The organism is Streptomyces yerevanensis, from assembly GCF_000716805.1.
Taxonomy (GTDB): domain Bacteria; phylum Actinomycetota; class Actinomycetes; order Streptomycetales; family Streptomycetaceae; genus Streptomyces; species Streptomyces flaveus.
The window spans coordinates 1-17,539 of record NZ_JNWJ01000009.1 but is presented as its reverse complement, the minus strand read 5'-3'; the positions used below and the strand labels follow the sequence as shown (position 1 = coordinate 17,539).

Sequence of the window (17,539 nt, the reverse complement as noted above, 5' to 3'; positions counted from 1 at the left end):
CCCTCCTCAGCGCAGCTTGGGGTCGAGGGCGTCGCGTACCGCGTCGCCGAGCATGATGAAGGCGAGCACCGTGACGCTCAGGAAGAGCGACGGGAACAGCACCATGTGCGGGGAGATCAGGAAGCGGGACTGCGCGTCACTGATCATCAGTCCCCAGGAGATGTTGGGCGACTGCACGCCGATGCCCAGGTAGGACAGCGCCGCCTCCGCCGAGATGTACACACCCAGGTTGATGGTGGTGATGACGATCACCGGGGCGACGGCGTTGGGCAGCACATGACGCATCGCGATCCGCCAGGTCCCGGCACCGAGCGCCTTGGCAGCCATCACGTAGTCGTTGTGCTTGTTGGCGAGCACCGCACCACGCATGATCCGGAACACCTGCGGCCAGCCGAGAACGGCCAGGACCAGCGCGACCGTCACCACGTTGCCGGTCTGGAAGATGGAGGCGACCAGCAGTCCGCCGAGCATCAGGGGCAGCGCGAAGAAGATCTCGGTGAACCGGGACAGTACGGAATCCAGCCAGCCGCCGCGCAGGCCTGCGATCATGCCGAGCAGGCTGCCCACGAGCGCGGTGAGCACTGTGGTGAGGACACCGACGATGATCGAGTTCCGGGTGGCGTAGATGGTCCGGGTGTAGACGTCACAGCCCAGCGTGTCGAAGCCGAACCAGTTCTCCGAGCTGGGCTTGGCGGCCGAGTCCGAGAGCTGGCAGAAGCCCTTTTCGAAAGGGCTGCGTTCGGTGAACAGACCGGGTGCGGCGGCCAGCACCAACAGGAACAGAATGATGATCGCCGAGACCACGAAGATCGGGTTGCGGATCAGATCGTGACGGGCGTCGGACCACATGCTCGCCACGCGCTCGGGCTTCGCCTTCCCCGTGTCCTTGCCACCCCCGTCCTCGGTCGAGGGGCTCGGCGGGATCGCCGCCGGTGCGGGCACCTTGTCAGTGATGTCAGGCATAGCGAATCCTCGGGTCCAGCACCGCGTAGAGCAGGTCGACGATCAGGTTGGCCGCGATGTAGATCAGGATCAGACAGGTGACGATCCCGATCACGACGGGCTGCTCGCGCAGATACACCGACTGTGCCAACTGTCCACCGACACCGGGGATGTTGAACAGTCGCTCGGTGATGATCGCGCCCCCCATGAGCGCCCCCAGGTCCGCGCCCAGGAAGGTGACGATCGGAATCAGCGCGTTGCGCAGGGCGTGCCGTACGATCACGCGTTGCCGACTCAGCCCCTTCGCGATCGCCGTACGGACGTAGTCCGCGCGCAGGGTCTCCATCATGCTGGTCCGGGTGAGCCGGGTGATGTACGCCATGGAGGCGGCGGCGAGCACGATGCCGGGGAGCAGCAGACTCATCGGATCGTTCTCGTCGTAGGAGATCGGCAGCAGGTCCCACTGGACGCCCAGTGTCAGCTGGGCGATCGAACCGAGCACGAACACCGGTACGGATACCAGGAGCAGCGTGCTGATCAGGACGATGTTGTCCAGGAACTTGCCACGGCCGAGGGCCGCGGAGACGCCGGCCGCGACGCCGATCACGGCCTCGACGGCGAAGGCGATGAGCGCGAGCTGCACGGTGACGGGGAAGCGCTCCGTCATGATGTCGGCCACCGCCCGTCCGGTGTAGGTCTCCCCGAAGTCACCGGTGAGGACCCCGCCCATGTAGTGCAGATACTGCAGGTACAGCGGATCGTTGAGGTGGTACTGCTCACGCAGGATCGCCGCGATGTTGGGGTCGGCCCGCTTCTCGCCGGCCAGCATCTGGATGGGATCACCAGGCAGCGCGAAGACCAGGCAGAAGATGAGGAAGGTGGCGCCGAGCAGGACAGGGATCGCCTGCACCAGCCGCCGGATCAGAAAACGACCCATGAGGTCTCCAGTGGTACGGATGCCGGGCCGCAGGGACCGGGAGGGGTGGCCCGTTCGGCGCCGGACTGATTCAGGAGGAACGGCAGAGAGGGGCGCTGGGGAACCCCCCAGTCACCCCACTCTGCTTGTTCCGTCGGTCAGCTGGCGAATCGTCAGGAGGGCTCGACGGTGCTCCAGTCGACCTGTCCCATGGAGTCGATCGTCGCAGCCTTCAGGTCCTTGCTCAGACCCGCGTCACGTGTGTAGAAGTACACCGGGATGTACGGCATGTCGGCGAGGATCTGGTCGTCGGCCTTCTGGTAGTTCTCCAGCGCCGTCTGCTCGTCCGGTGCCTGGTCGGCCGCGTCGAGGAACTTCTCGACGTCCTGGTTGATGTAACCCGAGTAGTTGGAGCCGTTGGTGATGGCTTCCTCGGAGAAGACCGGGCGCAGGTAGTTCTCGGCGGACGGGTAGTCCATCGACCAGGCGAGCCGGAAGGCGCCCTTGTACTTCTTGTCGCCCAGTTCGTCGAGGATGGTGGCGAACTGCTCCTTGGGCTCGACGGTGACCTTGAGGCCCAGGTTCTCCTCGAGCTGGTTGGCGACCGCCTCGATCCAGGTCTTGTGGTCGCCGTCCGCGTTGTAGGCGAGGTTCAGCGTGTCGCCGGCAAAGCCCTTCGAGCTCTCGTACAGCTTCTTCGCTGCGGCCGCGTCGAACTTGCAGGCGTCGCCACAGGCGCCCTCGCGGTAGCCCGGAACCAGCGGGTTGATGAAGTCGTCGGCCGGAGTCTTGGAACCGAGGAAGACCTTCTCCGCGATGGCCTCGCGGTCGATGGCCATGGAGACGGCCTTGCGGGTGTTGACGTCCGTGGCCTTCAGCGTGGTCGGGTCGAAGCCGACGTAGGCGACGGCGGAGTCCACGCCCTTCAGGTAGCGGTCACCCAGGTCCGCCTTGGCGGTGGCGAGCGCCGAGACCGGCAGGGTGTCGTTGATGTCGACCGTGCCGCCCTGGAGGTCGCGGTACGCGGTGTCCAGGTCGGTGTAGATCTTGAAGGTCACACCGGCGATCTTGATGTCTTTCGCGTCAGGGTGCTTGTCGAACTTGACCGTCTTGATCTGGACGTTGTGCTCGAACTTGCCGTCCATCTTGAACGGGCCGTTGCCGACCGGAGCGGTCTCGAACGCCTTGGGGTCGTCGAAGAAGGCCTTCGGCAGCGGGTAGAAGGAGTTGAAGCCGAGCATGGTCTTGAACGCGCTGAACGGCGCGGACAGCGTCACCGTGAAGGTGAGGTCGTCGACGACCTTCAGACCCTTCATCTTGTCCGTGGTGGGCTTCTTGCCCTCGCCCGGGTTCAGGTCCGCGTAGCCGTCGATCTTGGCGTACAGCGGGTTGGTCTCCTGGGCGTTGTCCTGGTTGGCGCCGTAGTTCCAGGCGTTCACAAAGGACTCGGCCGTGACCTTCTCACCGTTGTGGAAGGTGTGGCCGTCCTCCAGCTTGATCGTCCAGACCTTGTTGTCCGGGCTCTCGATCGACTGGGCCAGGTCAAGCTGGGTCTCGTTCTTCTCGTCGTACTGCACGAGGCCGGTGAACAGCGCGTTCATCACCTCGGTGCCCTCGGACTCATAGGTGTTGGACGGGACGAGACCGTGCTGCGGCTCACCCAGCTCCATCACCACCTGGGGCGTTGACGCGCTGTCATCGTCACCACTGTCGCTGCCGCCACAGGCCGTTGCCGCCAGGGCTACGACGGTTGCCCCCGCGACCCACTTGGCGCTCCTGGCACCGCGCATGGGTTCCTCCTCATGAGTCCACTGATTCACCATTGGGGGCATGAAGAACCCACCGACGCCAGTGACGCCGGAGGGTACGTGCCCTGAGTGTGCTCGTGAGTCGGCGCTCCCCAACGCGCATGACTCATTGACCCGAGCTCAACGAACCCAACTATTAAGTAACCCCGCAGCGTTAACCACACCTAAGGAGTCTCATTTTGGTCACATCATCAACGCCCGTAGACCCGAAATCTGGACAAAATGAGCCCAGACAGACACACCCGAAACGGACTGTTAACACAACTTGCGGTGATGACTCGCCGATAAACGGACACCAGGCTCGAATAACCGGGTTGACAGAGGGTTATCCCTCGGTCCGTCGAATTGGACCCCAGGAAACGCACCGGAGCCCGCCCCGAGAAGTGAACGGGGGCGGGCTCCAGGTGAGACTAGTCGTAGCGGCCCACCGCGACCAGATGTCGCGAGCGGACCACAACTGGCGGAAATCCAGGGCCCCGTGGGTCTAAGGGCCCGTCAGTCAGCCGTGCTTGGCGCGGCTGGCCGCCCGGGCGCGCTCGCGGCCGTCCAGCTTCACCTTGCGGATGCGGGCGGCCTCCGGGGTCACCTCGACGCACTCGTCGTCGCGGCAGAACTCCAGGGACTGCTCCAGGGAGAGCTTGCGCGGCGGGACGATCGCCTCGAACGAATCGGCCGAGGCCGACCGCATGTTGGTGAGCTTCTTCTCCTTGGTGATGTTCACGTCCATGTCGTCGGCGCGCGAGTTCTCGCCGACGATCATGCCCTCGTACACCTCGGTGCCCGGCTCCACGAAGAGCACGCCGCGTTCCTGAAGGTTCGTCATCGCGAACGCGGTGACGGCGCCGGAGCGGTCGGCGACCAGTGAACCGTTGTTACGGGTCTGGAGGGCGCCGAACCACGGCTCGTGGCCCTCGTGGATGGAGTGGGCGATGCCCGTGCCGCGCGTGCTCGTCAGGAACTCCGTACGGAACCCGATGAGACCGCGGGACGGCACGACGAACTCCAGTCGCACCCAACCGGAGCCGTGGTTGGACATGTTGTCCATGCGGCCCTTGCGGACGCCCATGAGCTGCGTGACCGCGCCCATGTGCTCCTCGGGGACGTCGATCGTCATACGCTCGACCGGCTCGTGCACCTTGCCGTCGATCTCCCTGGTGACGACCTGCGGCTTGCCGACCGTCAGCTCGTAGCCTTCCCGGCGCATGGTCTCGACGAGGATCGCGAGGGCCAACTCACCGCGGCCCTGGACCTCCCAGGCGTCCGGGCGCTCGGTGTCCAGCACGCGCAGCGAGACGTTGCCGATCAGCTCGCGGTCCAGACGGTCCTTCACCTGGCGGGCCGTCACCTTGCGGTCCTTGACGGCCGCCTTGGCGTCCGCGCCCTTGCCGGTGCCGCCGCGGCCGACCAGCGGCGAGGTGTTCGTGCCGATGGTCATCGAGATCGCGGGCTCGTCGACCGTGATGAGCGGCAGCGCGACGGGGTTCTCGGGGTCCGCGAGGGTCTCGCCGATCATGATGTCCGGGATACCGGCGACGGCACAGATGTCACCGGGGCCGGCCTTCTCGGCGGGCTTGCGGGTCAGCGCCTCGGTCATCATCAGCTCACTGATGCGGACGTTGCCGACGGAGCCGTCACGCTTGATCCAGGCGACCGTCTGGCCCTTGCGCAGCTCGCCCTGCTCGACGCGGAGCAGCGCGATACGGCCGAGGAAGTTGTCGGCGTCCAGGTTGGTGACGTGCGCCTGGAGGGGGGCCTCCTCGTCGTACACAGGGGCCGGGACGTGCTCCAGGATCGTGGAGAAGAACGGCTCCAGGCTGTCGCTGTCGGCCGGGACGGTGCCGTCCTCCGGCTTGGTCAGCGAGGCGACTCCGTCACGTGCACACGCGTAGACGATGGGGAACTCGATCTGGTCCTCGTCGGCGTCGAGGTCCAGGAAGAGGTCGTACGCCTCGTTCACCACCTCGTCGATACGGGAGTCCGGGCGGTCCGTCTTGTTGATGCACAGGATGACGGGCAGCCGGGCCTGCAGCGCCTTGCGCAGCACGAAACGGGTCTGCGGCAGCGGGCCCTCGGAGGCGTCGACGAGCAGGACCACCGCGTCGACCATCGACAGACCGCGCTCGACCTCACCGCCGAAGTCGGCGTGGCCGGGGGTGTCGATGATGTTGATGGTGATGACGTCGCCGCCGGCCTTCGGGTGGTACTTCACCGCCGTGTTCTTGGCGAGGATCGTGATGCCCTTCTCACGCTCCAGGTCGTTCGAGTCCATCATGCGGTCGTCGAGCGACTCGGCGGCGTGCGCGGCGAAGGAACCGGCCTGCTTGAGCATGGCGTCGACCAGAGTGGTCTTGCCATGGTCGACGTGGGCGACGATGGCTACGTTGCGGATGTCGTGGCGCGTGGCCATAGTGAGGCGCTTCTCCCGGAGTGAGTGAACGGCCGACGCGCAGATCTTGTTTACGCGGGCCCTGCCGGGCTGAACGTGCCACGGCCTTACCCCATGGTACGGGGCCGCTGGCCGCTGGGGCTCGACGGGTGCTGGCGGTGCCCACAGCGCGGGTCCGTTGTGGCTGGTCGCGCCCACGCGGCGGAGCCGCAAATCGACACAGCCCCGCGCCCCTGAAAGGAGGGCCTGCGCCCTCCTTTCAGGGGCGCGCCGAGTCAGGACGCCCGCCTCACGCCCTTCTTCAAGTACCCCATGTCCTCGTACACCGGTGTCTCGAAGCCGAAGGCGCCCGCGTTGACGAGGTTCGGGCGGGCCGCTACGAGCTGGGGGCGCTGGTAGAGGGGGATCGAGCCGGCGGCGGCCCAGATGCGGGCGTCGGCCTTGCGGACCAGGGAGCGGGACTCCTTCTCGTCCAGTTCGGCGACGGCCTGGTCGAAGAGCTGGTCGACCTGGTCGGTGCCGACGCGTGTGTAGTTCTGCTCGACGTTGAGGGAGCCGTCCGCGGCCGGTACCGGCTTGGCGTAGATGGGGCGGGCGTCGGTGGCGGGGAAGGCGGAGGCGGGCCAGGAGTACAGCGCCAGGTCGTACTGGCCGGAGGCGATGTGGTCCTTGAAGTAGCTCGCGTCGGAGACCTTGGAGATCTCCGTACGGACGCCGATACGGTCCAGCATCCGCGCGATGCGCTCACCGACCGCCCGCAGCGGCTCCGTGCCAGGGCCTGACGGGAGCACGAAGCGCAGCGACAGGGCCTTGCCGTCCTTGGCCAGCGGCTTGGCCGCCGCACCGGCGGGAGCGGCGGTGCCCTTCGGCGCGTACGCACCTGGCCCCCCGCCGTCCTTGAGCTTCCCGTCCCGCGCCGGCTCCTGCTTCTCCTCGTCGGCCTCGTCGGTCTCGCGGCGCTCGGCCTGCGCGGCGGCCTGGTCGAGGAGCGCCGTGCGCAGCTGGGCGATGGGCGCGGGCACGAGCACGGTGGAGGTGCCGTGGCCGCCGGGCTTGCTGTCGTCGGGCTCGCTGTCGTCGCCGACGCCCTCGTCGGAGGCCGGGTCGTACACCGCACCGGACTTGTCCTCCGCGCCGACGATGTACGTACCGTCGTCCGGCTTCTTGGAGGCCTCGCTGCCGGCCCCCTTCGCCGCCTCCTTCTTCGCCTTCTTCGCCTTGACGGGCCCGCCCCGCACCCAGCCCGCGTCCGCCAGCAGCGCCTGCGCCTCCCCGGTGTCCTGTTCGCCGAGGGCTCCGCTGTTGTCGGCGTACGCGGCCTGTCCGGCGAGGGCGAGATGGCTGCCGACGGGTTCGGCGGGCAGGCCGAGGGGCTGGAGTACGACCCTGGCGAGCTCGTCGCGGTCGAGGGCGCGGGCCACGGCCCGGCGGACGCGCTCGTCGGCGAGGGGGCCCTCGGCGCCGTTGAGGGCGAGCTGGGTGTAGGCGGGTTCGAGGGACTTGCGGACCACGAGACGGCGCAGGACCGACTGCTCCTTGTTGTACTTCGCGATCGCCTTGCTCCGCTTCTCGCGGGCGGCGGTCTCCTCGTCGGCCGCCCTCTCGTCGGAGCCGTTCGCGATCGCCCAGGAGCGCAGCGCCTGGGCGGGCGTGAGCGCGGCGTCGGGGCCGTGGGTGAGCGGCGCCCCGGCGGAGCCCTTTCCGCCGGCGGCGGTGGTGATGCGCCGCGCCGCGGAGGGGTCGATCTCGGCCAGATCGAGCCGGCCGTCGGCGAGCGCGGCGGCGCGCTTGTCGCGCGGTACGGCGCGCAGCACCAGCTCGGAGAGCTTGGGCTTGTGGCCCCACCAGCGCGGGTTGCGCTTCAGCCTGACCTCACGGGCCTTTCGGTTGATCTTGTCGATCGCGAAGGGTCCTGCGGTGACCTTCAGCTTGCGGCGGGCGCCGTCGTTGAAGGTGTTCGGGGTGCCCATCACGTCCTTCGGGTACAGCGGCGAGAACAGCGACTGCCAGTCCGCGTACGGCTTGCGGAAGGTGACCCGCACCTCGAGGTCGCTGTCGCCGCGCTCGATCTTCTCGATGCGTTCGTAGCCGGCGTTGCGGGCCGTCCAGTACGCGGTGTCCTTGCCGGACAGGGCGCGCCACTGGGCGACGAAGTCGGCGGCGCCGATCTCGCGGCCGTCGCTCCAGACGGCCTGCTGGTTGAGCTTGTAGAGCACGACCTGCTGGGGCTCGCGCTCGACGATCTTCGCGGACTCCAGGTAGTCGGCGTTGCGCTCGGGCCGGCCCCTCTCGTCGAGCCGGTACATCGAGGGCAGGACCGCACCGGCGACCCGGGAGGTGGTCGCGTCGGCGTCCGACTGGAAGGTGTTGAGGGTCTCCGGGACGGTGTCCACGGCCCAGCGCACGGTGCCGCCGTCGGCGATCCGGTCACGGTCGGCGGGGGCGATGTCCTGACCGGCGAGGGGCCGGGTGTCCGGATCGTCCTCGCTGCACGCGGCGAGAGAGGACACCGCGAGCACGCCCGCCGTGAGGAACGCGGCCGAGCGCATGACCGCGCGTGGTCCGACGCCGTGGTGGGACATGACTGAATACCTCCGGGGCGGTTCTGATCACGTGGACTGATCGCGCATACCGATCACGCGGAATGTCGCATTTGGGTTAGCTAGATCACTTTTGGGCTATAATGGAGTTGATCAGATCTATCGCCCTACTGAAGGGCCAAGCCCCCGAGTTGGAACGGCGCCACGGCGATGGGTACGCGAAAGCTCACCCATGCGGCCCAAGAGACGGCGCGCTGCCGACGGCGGGGGCGCGCGCCTGGTGTAAATGCGCGACACGATCGGTTAATCCATGCAGATCCCTTCACAGGGGCCGATGTGACGCGCGACACTCGCAGGCGCATGAACGTTGCCGCCTTGGGCCGCTGGGTCCGCGGAAGTGAGGGCAAGTCATGTCCGTGCAAGACGACCTGACAACAGTCCAGCGTGCTCTCGATGACCTGTACCGGTCAGTGGGGCGCCTGGAACAGCAGATCGGTGGCGGTCTGGAGATGCGCCGTGTGCGCACCGACGCCGACCACCTGCGCGAGAGCGTGGCGCTGCTGCGCGAGGCCGCCCCCGGCCTCAAGACAACGCGGCGCCCCGACCTCGTGTCCATCCCCGACACCCCGTACGACAGCACTCTGTGGACGGACTCGGACGACGAGGGTCTCGGCGCCCGCGACCGGCACGCACCCTGATCCGACTGGAGTCCACCCCCTTGGCCACTGGTACGGAACCCGAACTGAACAGCGGCGGCGTAAGAACTCCCACGCGCGCCGCGATCGCCGCCCCGCATCTGCGGACCGACCGCTGGTGGCTGCAGCCCGCCGCCACCGCGGGCGGTCTGCTGGCCTTCATCGTCTACTCGACGTGGCGGGCGTTCGCGAACACCGACTACTACGCGGCGCCGTATGTCTCGCCGTTCTATTCGCCCTGTCTGGCGGAGAACTGCGAGCCGATGCGGGCGGGCCCGAACTGGGAGATCTTCGGCGGCTGGTGGGGCTTGTCCCCCGCCCTGCTCATCCTGATCTTCCCGCTGGGCTTCCGGCTGACCTGCTACTACTACCGCAAGGCCTACTACCGGGGCTTCTGGGCCTCACCCCCGGCCTGCGCGGTCGCCGAGCCGCACAAGAAGTACACCGGCGAGACCCGCTTCCCGCTGATCCTGCAGAACATCCACCGCTACTTCTTCTACGCCGCGATCCTGGTCGCCGGCATCCTCACGTACGACACCGTGCTCGCCTTCCGCGACGAGCACTACGAGTGGGGCCACATGGGTCTCGGCACCCTGGTCTTCCTGGTCAACATCGTGCTGATCTGGGCGTACACACTCTCCTGCCACTCGTGCCGGCACATCGTCGGCGGGCAGCTCAAGCACTTCTCCAAGCACCCCGTGCGCTACCGGATGTGGCAGTGGGTCGGCAAGCTCAACGCCCGGCACATGCTGCTCGCCTGGGCCTCGCTGGTGAGCGTGGCGCTCGCCGACTTCTACGTGTATCTGGTCGCGTCCGGTGCCTTTGACGATCCGAGGTTGTTCTGATGCCCGTAGTTGACCGGCAGGAGTGGGACGTCGTCGTGGTCGGCGCGGGCGGTGCCGGGCTGCGGGCCGCGATCGAGGCACGTGAGCGGGGCGCGCGTACGGCCGTGATCTGCAAGTCGCTGTTCGGCAAGGCGCACACGGTGATGGCCGAGGGCGGCATCGCGGCGGCGATGGGCAACGTGAACTCCGGCGACAACTGGCAGGTCCACTTCCGCGACACCATGCGCGGCGGGAAGTTCCTCAACCAGTGGCGGATGGCCGAGCTGCACGCGCAGGAGGCCCCGGACCGGGTCTGGGAGCTGGAGACCTGGGGCGCCCTCTTCGACCGTACGAAGGACGGGCGGATCTCCCAGCGCAACTTCGGCGGGCACGAGTACCCGCGGCTCGCGCACGTCGGCGACCGTACGGGCCTGGAGCTGATCCGCACGCTCCAGCAGAAGATCGTGTCCTTGCAGCAGGAGGACTTCAAGGAGACCGGGGACTACGAGTCGCGGCTGAAGGTCTACCAGGAGTGCACGGTCACGAGGATTCTGAAGGACGGGGAGCGGGTCTCGGGGACCTTCTGCTACGAGCGGGAGTCCGGCCGCTTCTTCGTCCTCGAAGCCCCCTCGGTCGTGATCGCCACGGGCGGTATCGGCAAGTCCTTCAAGGTGACGTCGAACTCGTGGGAGTACACCGGGGACGGTCATGCGCTGGCGCTCCTTGCCGGAGCACCCCTGCTCAACATGGAGTTCGTGCAGTTCCACCCGACGGGCATGGTCTGGCCGCCCTCCGTGAAGGGCATCCTCGTCACGGAGTCCGTGCGCGGGGACGGCGGGGTGCTGCGGAACTCCGAGGGCAAGCGGTTCATGTTCGACTACATCCCGGACGTGTTCAAGGAGAAGTACGCGCAGTCCGAGGAGGAGGGCGACCGCTGGTACGAGGACCCGGACAACAACCGGCGTCCGCCCGAGCTGCTGCCGCGTGACGAGGTGGCGCGGGCCATCAACGCGGAGGTCAAGGCGGGCCGTGGTTCGCCGCACGGCGGGGTCTTCCTCGATGTGTCGACGCGGATGCCCGCCGAGGTGATCAAGCGGCGGCTGCCGTCGATGTACCACCAGTTCAAGGAGCTCGCCGACGTCGACATCACCGCCGAGGCGATGGAGGTCGGGCCGACCTGCCACTACGTGATGGGCGGGATCGCGGTCGAGTCGGACACGGCGGCGGCGCGCGGGGTGCCGGGGCTGTTCGCGTCCGGGGAGGTCGCGGGCGGTATGCACGGCTCCAACCGGCTCGGCGGCAACTCGCTCTCCGACCTGTTGGTGTTCGGCCGCCGGGCCGGGCTGCACGCGGCGCGGTACGCGACCGGTCTGGGCGAGCGGCCCGCGGTGGACGACGGCCAGATCGACGCGGCAGCGGCGGAGGCGCTGCGGCCGTTCTCGGCGGAGGGTCCCGAGGCGGGTGCGGAGGAGACCGGACGGCCGCCGGAGAACCCGTACACCCTCCATCAGGAGCTCCAGCAGACGATGAACGACCTCGTCGGCATCATCCGCCGGGAGGCGGAGATGGAGGCGGCACTGAAGAAGCTGGCGGATCTGCGTGTACGGGCGCGGCGAGCCGGAGTCGAGGGGCACCGGCAGTTCAACCCCGGCTGGCACCTCGCGCTCGACCTGCGCAACATGCTGCTGGTCAGCGAGTGCGTGGCGCGCGCCGCCCTGGAGCGTACGGAGTCGCGCGGCGGCCACACCCGTGAGGACCATCCGACGATGGAGCGGGAGTGGCGGCGGATCAACCTGCTCTGCCAGCCGACCGATCCCACGGGCGGCTTGGCGGCCACGGATCCGGTGCGCGGCCAGATCAGGCTCGTCCGGGAGACCACCGAGCCCATCCGCCAGGACCTGCTCGCCCTCTTCGACAAGGAAGAGCTGGTCAAGTACCTCGCCGAAGAGGAGCTGTACGAGTGAGCAGCTATGAGGCCCGCTTCAAGGTGTGGCGCGGGGACGCCGAGGGCGGTGGCCTGGAGGACTTCAAGATCGAAGTCAACGACGGCGAGGTGGTGCTGGACATCATCCACCGCCTCCAGGCGACCCAGACCCCGGATCTGGCCGTGCGCTGGAACTGCAAGGCGGGCAAGTGCGGTTCGTGTTCGGCGGAGATCAACGGCCGGCCGCGGCTGATGTGCATGACGCGTATGTCGGTGTTCTCGCGCGAGGAGACGATCACGGTGACTCCCTTGCGGGCGTTTCCCGTTGTACGTGATCTCGTCACGGACGTCGGCTTCAACTACACGAAGGCGCGGCAGGTGCCGTCGTTCGTACCGCCCGCCGACCTCGGTCCCGGCGAGTACCGGATGATGCAGGAGGACGTGGACCGCTCGCAGGAGTTCCGCAAGTGCATCGAGTGCTTCCTGTGCCAGGACACCTGCCATGTCGTGCGGGACCACGAGGAGAACAAGACGGCGTTCGCGGGACCCCGGTTCCTCATGCGGGTCGCGGAGCTGGACATGCACCCGCTGGACGCGGCGTCCGAGAGCGGCCTCGACCGCAAGACCACGGCCCAGGACGAACACGGACTCGGCTACTGCAACATCACCAAGTGCTGCACGGAGGTATGCCCCGAGGGCATCAAGATCACGGACAACGCCCTGATTCCCTTGAAGGAACGGGCGGTTGACCGCAAGTACGATCCGCTGGTGTGGCTGGGGTCGAAGATCAGGAGGCGTACCTCCTAGACCTCACAGACCTCCTGGACCGCCTTTGAACCTCCCAGAGCCCCTGGACCGCCTAGAACAGGCTCAGCAATGCCTCCGCCGGGTCCGTGAGGCCTGTGGTGCCGTTCGGCAGGGGGAGTTCGAACCAGACGGTCTTGCCGCGCGGCGTGCGGCGCGAGCCCCACGCCGCGCTGAGCAGCCCGACGAGCTGAAGGCCCCGGCCGCCCTCGTCCGTGTCGCGGGCGCGGCGGCGGCGGGGCTGGACCAGGCCGGCGTCCCAGACCTCGCAGACCATGGTGCGGTCGAGGAGGAGCCGGAGCCTGATCTCGCCCTCGCCGTAGCGCAGGGCATTGGTCACCAGCTCGCTGACCAGGAGCTCCGCCGTGTCGACGAGGGGTTCGAGGTCCCAGCTGATGAGCTGGCCGCGGGCCAGCTCGCGTGCGCGGCCCACGCTGCGCGGCTCGCGCGGCAGGGTCCAGTCGCCGACGGACTCGGCGGGCAGCCCCTGGACACGTGCCATCAGAAGCGCGATGTCGTCCTCGCCGTGATGGGTGTCGAGGGTGTTGAGGACGTGGTCGCAGGCGTCCTCCAGCGATCGGGAGGTGTCGGCGCGCCGTGCCGCCGCCCCGGGGTGGTGGCCGGGTGACAGGTGGGACGGGTCCGTCAGGGCGCCCACGAGGGCCTGCAGGCCCTCGTCCAGCGGGTGATCGCGCGATTCGACCAGTCCATCCGTGTAGAGCGCCAAAAGCGAACCTTCGGGGAGTTCGACCTCCACCTCCTCGAACGGCTCACCGCCGACACCGAGCGGCATGCCCGGCGGCACGTCCAGCATCAGCGCGCTCTCACCGGGCTCGACCAGTACGGGCGGCAGATGGCCCGCGTTGGCGAAGGTGCAGCGGCGCGTGACGGAGTCGTAGACCGCGTACACACAGGTGGCGAGGTACACCTCGGAGAGGTCGGCGTCGCGCTGCGACTGGCGGCCCGCGGTGCGGGTGGCCTGCTGGATGCCGCCGGGTGTGCCGAGGCCGCGGGCGATCTCGTCCAGGGCCGAGAGGACCTCGGCGGGTTCGAGGTCGAGCAGCGCCAGGGTGCGTACGGCCGTACGGAGTTCACCCATGGCGACGGCGGCGCGCAGACCGCGGCCCATCACGTCGCCGACGACCAACGCCGTGCGGTGGCCGGGAAGTTCGATGACGTCGAACCAGTCGCCACCCACCTCGGTCGCCGCGTTCCCAGGGAGGTAGCGACACGCGATGTCCAGCCCTGAGGCCTCCGGGTCGCCCGGAGGCAGCAGGGAGCGCTGGAGTATCAACGCGCGTTGGTGCTCGCGGCGGTACAGGCGGGCGTTGTCGATGCAGACGGCGGCGCGCGCGGCCAGCTCGACCGCGAGGCCGCGGTCCCGATCCCCGAACGGCTCGCTGCCCTTCGTACGGGAGAACTGGACGAGGCCGACGACCGTATCGTGCGCGACCATCGGGACGGCGAGCGTGGACTGGATGAGGCCGCCCTCCTCGCCGGGGACGGATTTCGGGCGGGCGGTGCGCAGGGCGTCCGCGCACTCCGAGTTGAACGCGAAGTGGTGCACGGCGCCGACGTTCACGGGCTCGGGGCCGCCGATGAAGGGCGCGTCGGAGACGGCACTGGCGAAGGCGACCCGGCGGAGCTCGGCGCTGCCGTCGGCGAGCCCGGGCGGGGTCTCGTCGCCGGCGAGAAGCCCCTGGTAGAGGTCGACGGAGGCGAGGTCGCAGAAGCCGGGGACGGCCACGTCGAGGAGTTCGCGGGCCGTGGTCTCCAGGTCGAGGGAGTTGCCGATGCGCGCCCCGGCCTCGTTGAGGAGGGCGAGATTGCGCCGCGCTGCGGCGGCCTCGCGGGCGGCGGCGCGGCGTGCCGTGACGTCGGTGGCCAGCCAGGCGATACCGATCGGCCGGCCCGCACCGCTGTGTACGCGATAGAGGTTGATGGACCAGTTGCGGCGCTCGGGGGAGCCGGGCACGGTGCCCGTGACCTGCATGTCGGTGACGGATTCGCCGGTCTCCAGAACGCGGCGCAGCGTCGCGGCGACCCGCTCGGCCTCGCCCGATACCAGATAGTCCCTGACAGTGCGCCCGCGATGGTCGTCGACGGTGCCGCCGAAGACCGAGGCGAACCGTTCGTTGGCACGACGAATCTTCAGCTCTGTGTCGAGCAGCAGAAAACCGAACGGGGATTGGCCGAAAATCGACTGAGAAGCGGCAAGATCCGCCTCGATCCCGCGCAGGGTGCGGACGTCGACGACGATGCACAGGGCGGCTCGCTCGCCCTCCTCCGTGCGCGTCGGCATGACGTAGACCTCGGCGAGTCCCTCTGTACCCGCACCGGACTCCGCATCGTCCGGCACACGGAAGGGGACGGCGCCCGTCCACTCCCGGCCGTCGAGGATCTCGGCCATCTTCCGCTGGCCCTGCTCACGCAGGTCGGGATCGACGAAGGCCTCGATGGGATCCATGCCCACGGCCCGCTCGGCCTTGACGCCGAAGAGCTGCTCCGCGCGCAGACTCCACTGATCGACGAGGCCGTCCGGGCCGATCGAGAACGAGGCGACCTTGATGTAGTCGTAGATCGAGCCGGGTGGGCTGCTCTGCCAGACCACGCCGTCGGCCTCGCCGTCGCCGACCGGCACACCGGCCATCGCGCCGCCCACCGGGTTCTCGGAGTCCATGGGCTCCATGGACTCCGCAGTCTCCGTGGCCTTCGCTGGTATCTCGCTCACGCGAACCGTCCCCTCCAGCTCACCGCGTCCGGCATCGGTCACCGGGGGCGGCTGCCCGCAGTATCCAGCAGTACGGCGCCGCACAACACGGTGTTCACGATCACAGCACGGTCCCGATGCATTTTGGACCGGCCGCGACACACACTCCCAGTCTTCTAACCAGGGCGCACCCCGTCGAATCCCAGTCTCCTGCAAGCCGTCACGAAGCCGGTATGAAGCCGTCATGGCCGAACTTCGGTAAACCCTCGTGACCCAACGGCCCCGGGCGGCCCGCAAGCCGCTCCCGCTCAGCCCGGCAGGGGCAGTTCAAACCACACCGTCTTGCCCGTCGCGCCGGGCCGCATACCCCAGCGCCGCGAGGAGCACGCCACCAGCTGGAGCCCGCGGCCGCCCTCGTCCTCGGGGCGCGGGGCCCGCTCGTGCGGCAGGTCCGGCAGCGGGTCGGAGACTTCCACGAGCAGCCCGCCGGGCGGCTCCGCGGGGTGTACGAGACGTACGAGGCGTACGCCGATGGGTCCCGTGGCATGCCGCAGGGCGTTGGTCACCAGCTCGCTGACCAGCAGCGCGGTCACATCACCGAGAGATTCGAGGCCCCAGGCACGCAGCTGGCTCCGCACGACGGTACGGGCGGTTCGTACGGAACCGGGATCCGCGGGGAAGGTCCACTCGGCGACTTCGCCATCGGTGTGGATCACGCAGATCACTCCCGGGCCTGAAGCGGACTGTGTCCGATTTCATCGGGTTAATTGGGACATACCCGGTATGCGGGATGGGGTACCGCACGCACCGCATGCCGGGGCTCGCTGCGGCACGAACGGCGTACGGGGGGCGGGGGTGGGGCAGAGGACCTCGGCGTCATCCACGCCTCGCGCTCCTGCGCCCGCGGGCCCCCGACGGAGGGGCATCGCGCACCCCGCGGCGTTGTGCATGTCACAGCCGCGGCAGCATCCGCGTACCCCTTGCCGCGGGCCTCACGCATCCGGTGTCGGGGTCCCCCAGGCGTGGCGGACTACCTCCATGACGGCCGGTACGTCCTGATCCAGCCAGTCGACGTCCCAGATCTCGTCCGGTGTCAGCCAGCGCAACTCGTCGTGATCTTCAAGGGGTTTGGGGTCGCCGGAGCCGGGGAGCAGGCGAGCCGTCCAGACCTGGAGGGTGTACGGGGGCTTCAGAGGCCACTCCCCCGGAATCCGCGCGACCGGCTCCGCCTCTACGCCGAGTTCTTCGCGCAGCTCGCGCACGAGGGCGCGGTCGGGGGTCTCGCCGGGCTCGATCTTGCCGCCTGGGAGTTCCCAGCGGCCGGCCAGGTCCGGGGGTGCGCTGCGGCGGGCGGCGAGTAGGCGGCCGTCGTTCAGTACGGCGGCTCCTACCACCATGATCCGTTCCGTCATGCGGTGGAGCCTACGGGCTTCCGTTCTGGCCGTTCTGTTCGAGGCGCTCGATCAGGTACAGCTGGTGGGGGCCGTGGCCGTCGAGGCGGTCCGCGATCTTCTCGGCTTCGGTTCTGGTCGCGCACCTGCTGACGGTGTAGCGGTTGCCGTTGTCTTCGCGGCGCACGACGAGCCAGGGCAGGGTGATGGTGCCGTCGCTCATCGCGCTCCCCCTCCGTGTGACGCTCCGCATTGCGCTCCGCTGTTTGAACCGCTCCATAAGGAAACCGCAATCCGCATATGCCCGAGCCTACGCCTAACCTTCACGCTGCGCGTACGGGTTTTTACAGATTGGGTTCGTTTTCGCGTACGGGTTGCCTCCGGCGGTTGGGCGGGGCGCCTACGGGGGTGGGATGTTGGGTTCGTGGGCGACTGCGGGTGTGTTGTGGCTGGTCGCGCCGTTCCCCGCGCCCCTGGGGTGGGTGGGGGGTGCGGGGTCGTGGGCCGGTGCGTCAGCCCGTCGCAGGGCGGGCATACGGCCCTGGCCTGGTACAAGGTCCTGGTTCTCCGAGACCGGAACTAAGCGACGGGCATACGAC

The 17,539-nt window shown here is 68.4% G+C and carries 13 protein-coding genes; 4 read left to right on the top strand and 9 right to left on the bottom strand.

Annotation, left to right across the window (positions count from 1 at the left end; genetic code table 11):
* Positions 1–6 precede the first annotated feature (6 nt).
* The 5 genes from OP79_RS11100 to OP79_RS11080 all read right to left on the bottom strand — a co-directional run bounded on the left by OP79_RS11100 (position 7) and on the right by OP79_RS11080 (position 8,634).
* Positions 7–963 carry an ABC transporter permease gene (locus OP79_RS11100; protein ID WP_051744577.1) on the bottom strand — a complete coding sequence of 319 codons (957 nt, stop codon included), beginning with the start codon at positions 961–963 and terminating at the stop codon, positions 7–9.
* Complete coding sequence (locus OP79_RS11095) at positions 956–1,879, bottom strand: ABC transporter permease (RefSeq protein ID WP_033319929.1); 924 nt, start codon at positions 1,877–1,879, stop codon at positions 956–958. Before OP79_RS11095 ends, OP79_RS11100 begins: the two co-directional genes overlap by 8 nt.
* A 152-nt stretch (positions 1,880–2,031) precedes the next feature.
* Entirely contained in the window at positions 2,032–3,648 is a 1,617-nt protein-coding gene (locus OP79_RS11090) for a peptide ABC transporter substrate-binding protein (RefSeq protein WP_033319928.1), read from the bottom strand.
* Positions 3,649–4,165: 517 nt separating this feature from the next.
* Positions 4,166–6,073, bottom strand: coding sequence for a translational GTPase TypA (gene typA, locus OP79_RS11085; RefSeq protein ID WP_033319927.1), 1,908 nt, complete (start codon positions 6,071–6,073; stop codon positions 4,166–4,168).
* 254 nt (positions 6,074–6,327) lie between these two features.
* Entirely contained in the window at positions 6,328–8,634 is a 2,307-nt protein-coding gene (locus OP79_RS11080) for an ABC transporter family substrate-binding protein (protein ID WP_033319926.1), read from the bottom strand.
* Between the two features lie 368 nt (positions 8,635–9,002).
* On the opposite strand from OP79_RS11080, the gene OP79_RS11075 reads away from it, so the two are divergent.
* From OP79_RS11075 to OP79_RS11060, 4 genes are read left to right on the top strand one after another with little or no spacing between them, the layout of a single operon-like run.
* Entirely contained in the window at positions 9,003–9,290 is a 288-nt protein-coding gene (locus OP79_RS11075; RefSeq protein WP_033319925.1) for a hypothetical protein, read from the top strand.
* A 20-nt stretch (positions 9,291–9,310) separates the two neighbouring features.
* Positions 9,311–10,132, top strand: a complete 822-nt coding sequence (locus OP79_RS11070) for a hypothetical protein (protein ID WP_033319924.1) — start codon at positions 9,311–9,313, stop codon at positions 10,130–10,132.
* Entirely contained in the window at positions 10,132–12,075 is a 1,944-nt protein-coding gene (locus OP79_RS11065) for a fumarate reductase/succinate dehydrogenase flavoprotein subunit (RefSeq protein WP_033319923.1), read from the top strand. Before OP79_RS11070 ends, OP79_RS11065 begins: the two co-directional genes overlap by 1 nt.
* The gene (locus OP79_RS11060; protein WP_033319922.1) at positions 12,072–12,842 is read left to right on the top strand and encodes a succinate dehydrogenase/fumarate reductase iron-sulfur subunit; all 771 of its coding nucleotides are present in this window, start codon (positions 12,072–12,074) and stop codon (positions 12,840–12,842) included. Before OP79_RS11065 ends, OP79_RS11060 begins: the two co-directional genes overlap by 4 nt.
* Positions 12,843–12,894: 52 nt before the next feature.
* On the opposite strand, the gene OP79_RS11055 is transcribed toward OP79_RS11060, so the two are convergent.
* The 4 genes from OP79_RS11055 to OP79_RS11040 all read right to left on the bottom strand — a co-directional run bounded on the left by OP79_RS11055 (position 12,895) and on the right by OP79_RS11040 (position 17,163).
* Positions 12,895–15,570 (bottom strand): SpoIIE family protein phosphatase, encoded by a 2,676-nt coding sequence (locus OP79_RS11055; protein WP_033319921.1) that lies wholly within the window; start codon positions 15,568–15,570, stop codon positions 12,895–12,897.
* 287 nt (positions 15,571–15,857) lie between these two features.
* Positions 15,858–16,274, bottom strand: a complete 417-nt coding sequence (locus OP79_RS11050; protein WP_033319920.1) for an ATP-binding protein — start codon at positions 16,272–16,274, stop codon at positions 15,858–15,860.
* A 267-nt stretch (positions 16,275–16,541) separates the two neighbouring features.
* Positions 16,542–16,961 (bottom strand): (deoxy)nucleoside triphosphate pyrophosphohydrolase, encoded by a 420-nt coding sequence (locus tag OP79_RS11045; RefSeq protein WP_033319919.1) that lies wholly within the window; start codon positions 16,959–16,961, stop codon positions 16,542–16,544.
* Between the two features lie 10 nt (positions 16,962–16,971).
* Positions 16,972–17,163 carry a hypothetical protein gene (locus OP79_RS11040; protein WP_033319918.1) on the bottom strand — a complete coding sequence of 64 codons (192 nt, stop codon included), beginning with the start codon at positions 17,161–17,163 and terminating at the stop codon, positions 16,972–16,974.
* Positions 17,164–17,539 lie beyond the last annotated feature (376 nt).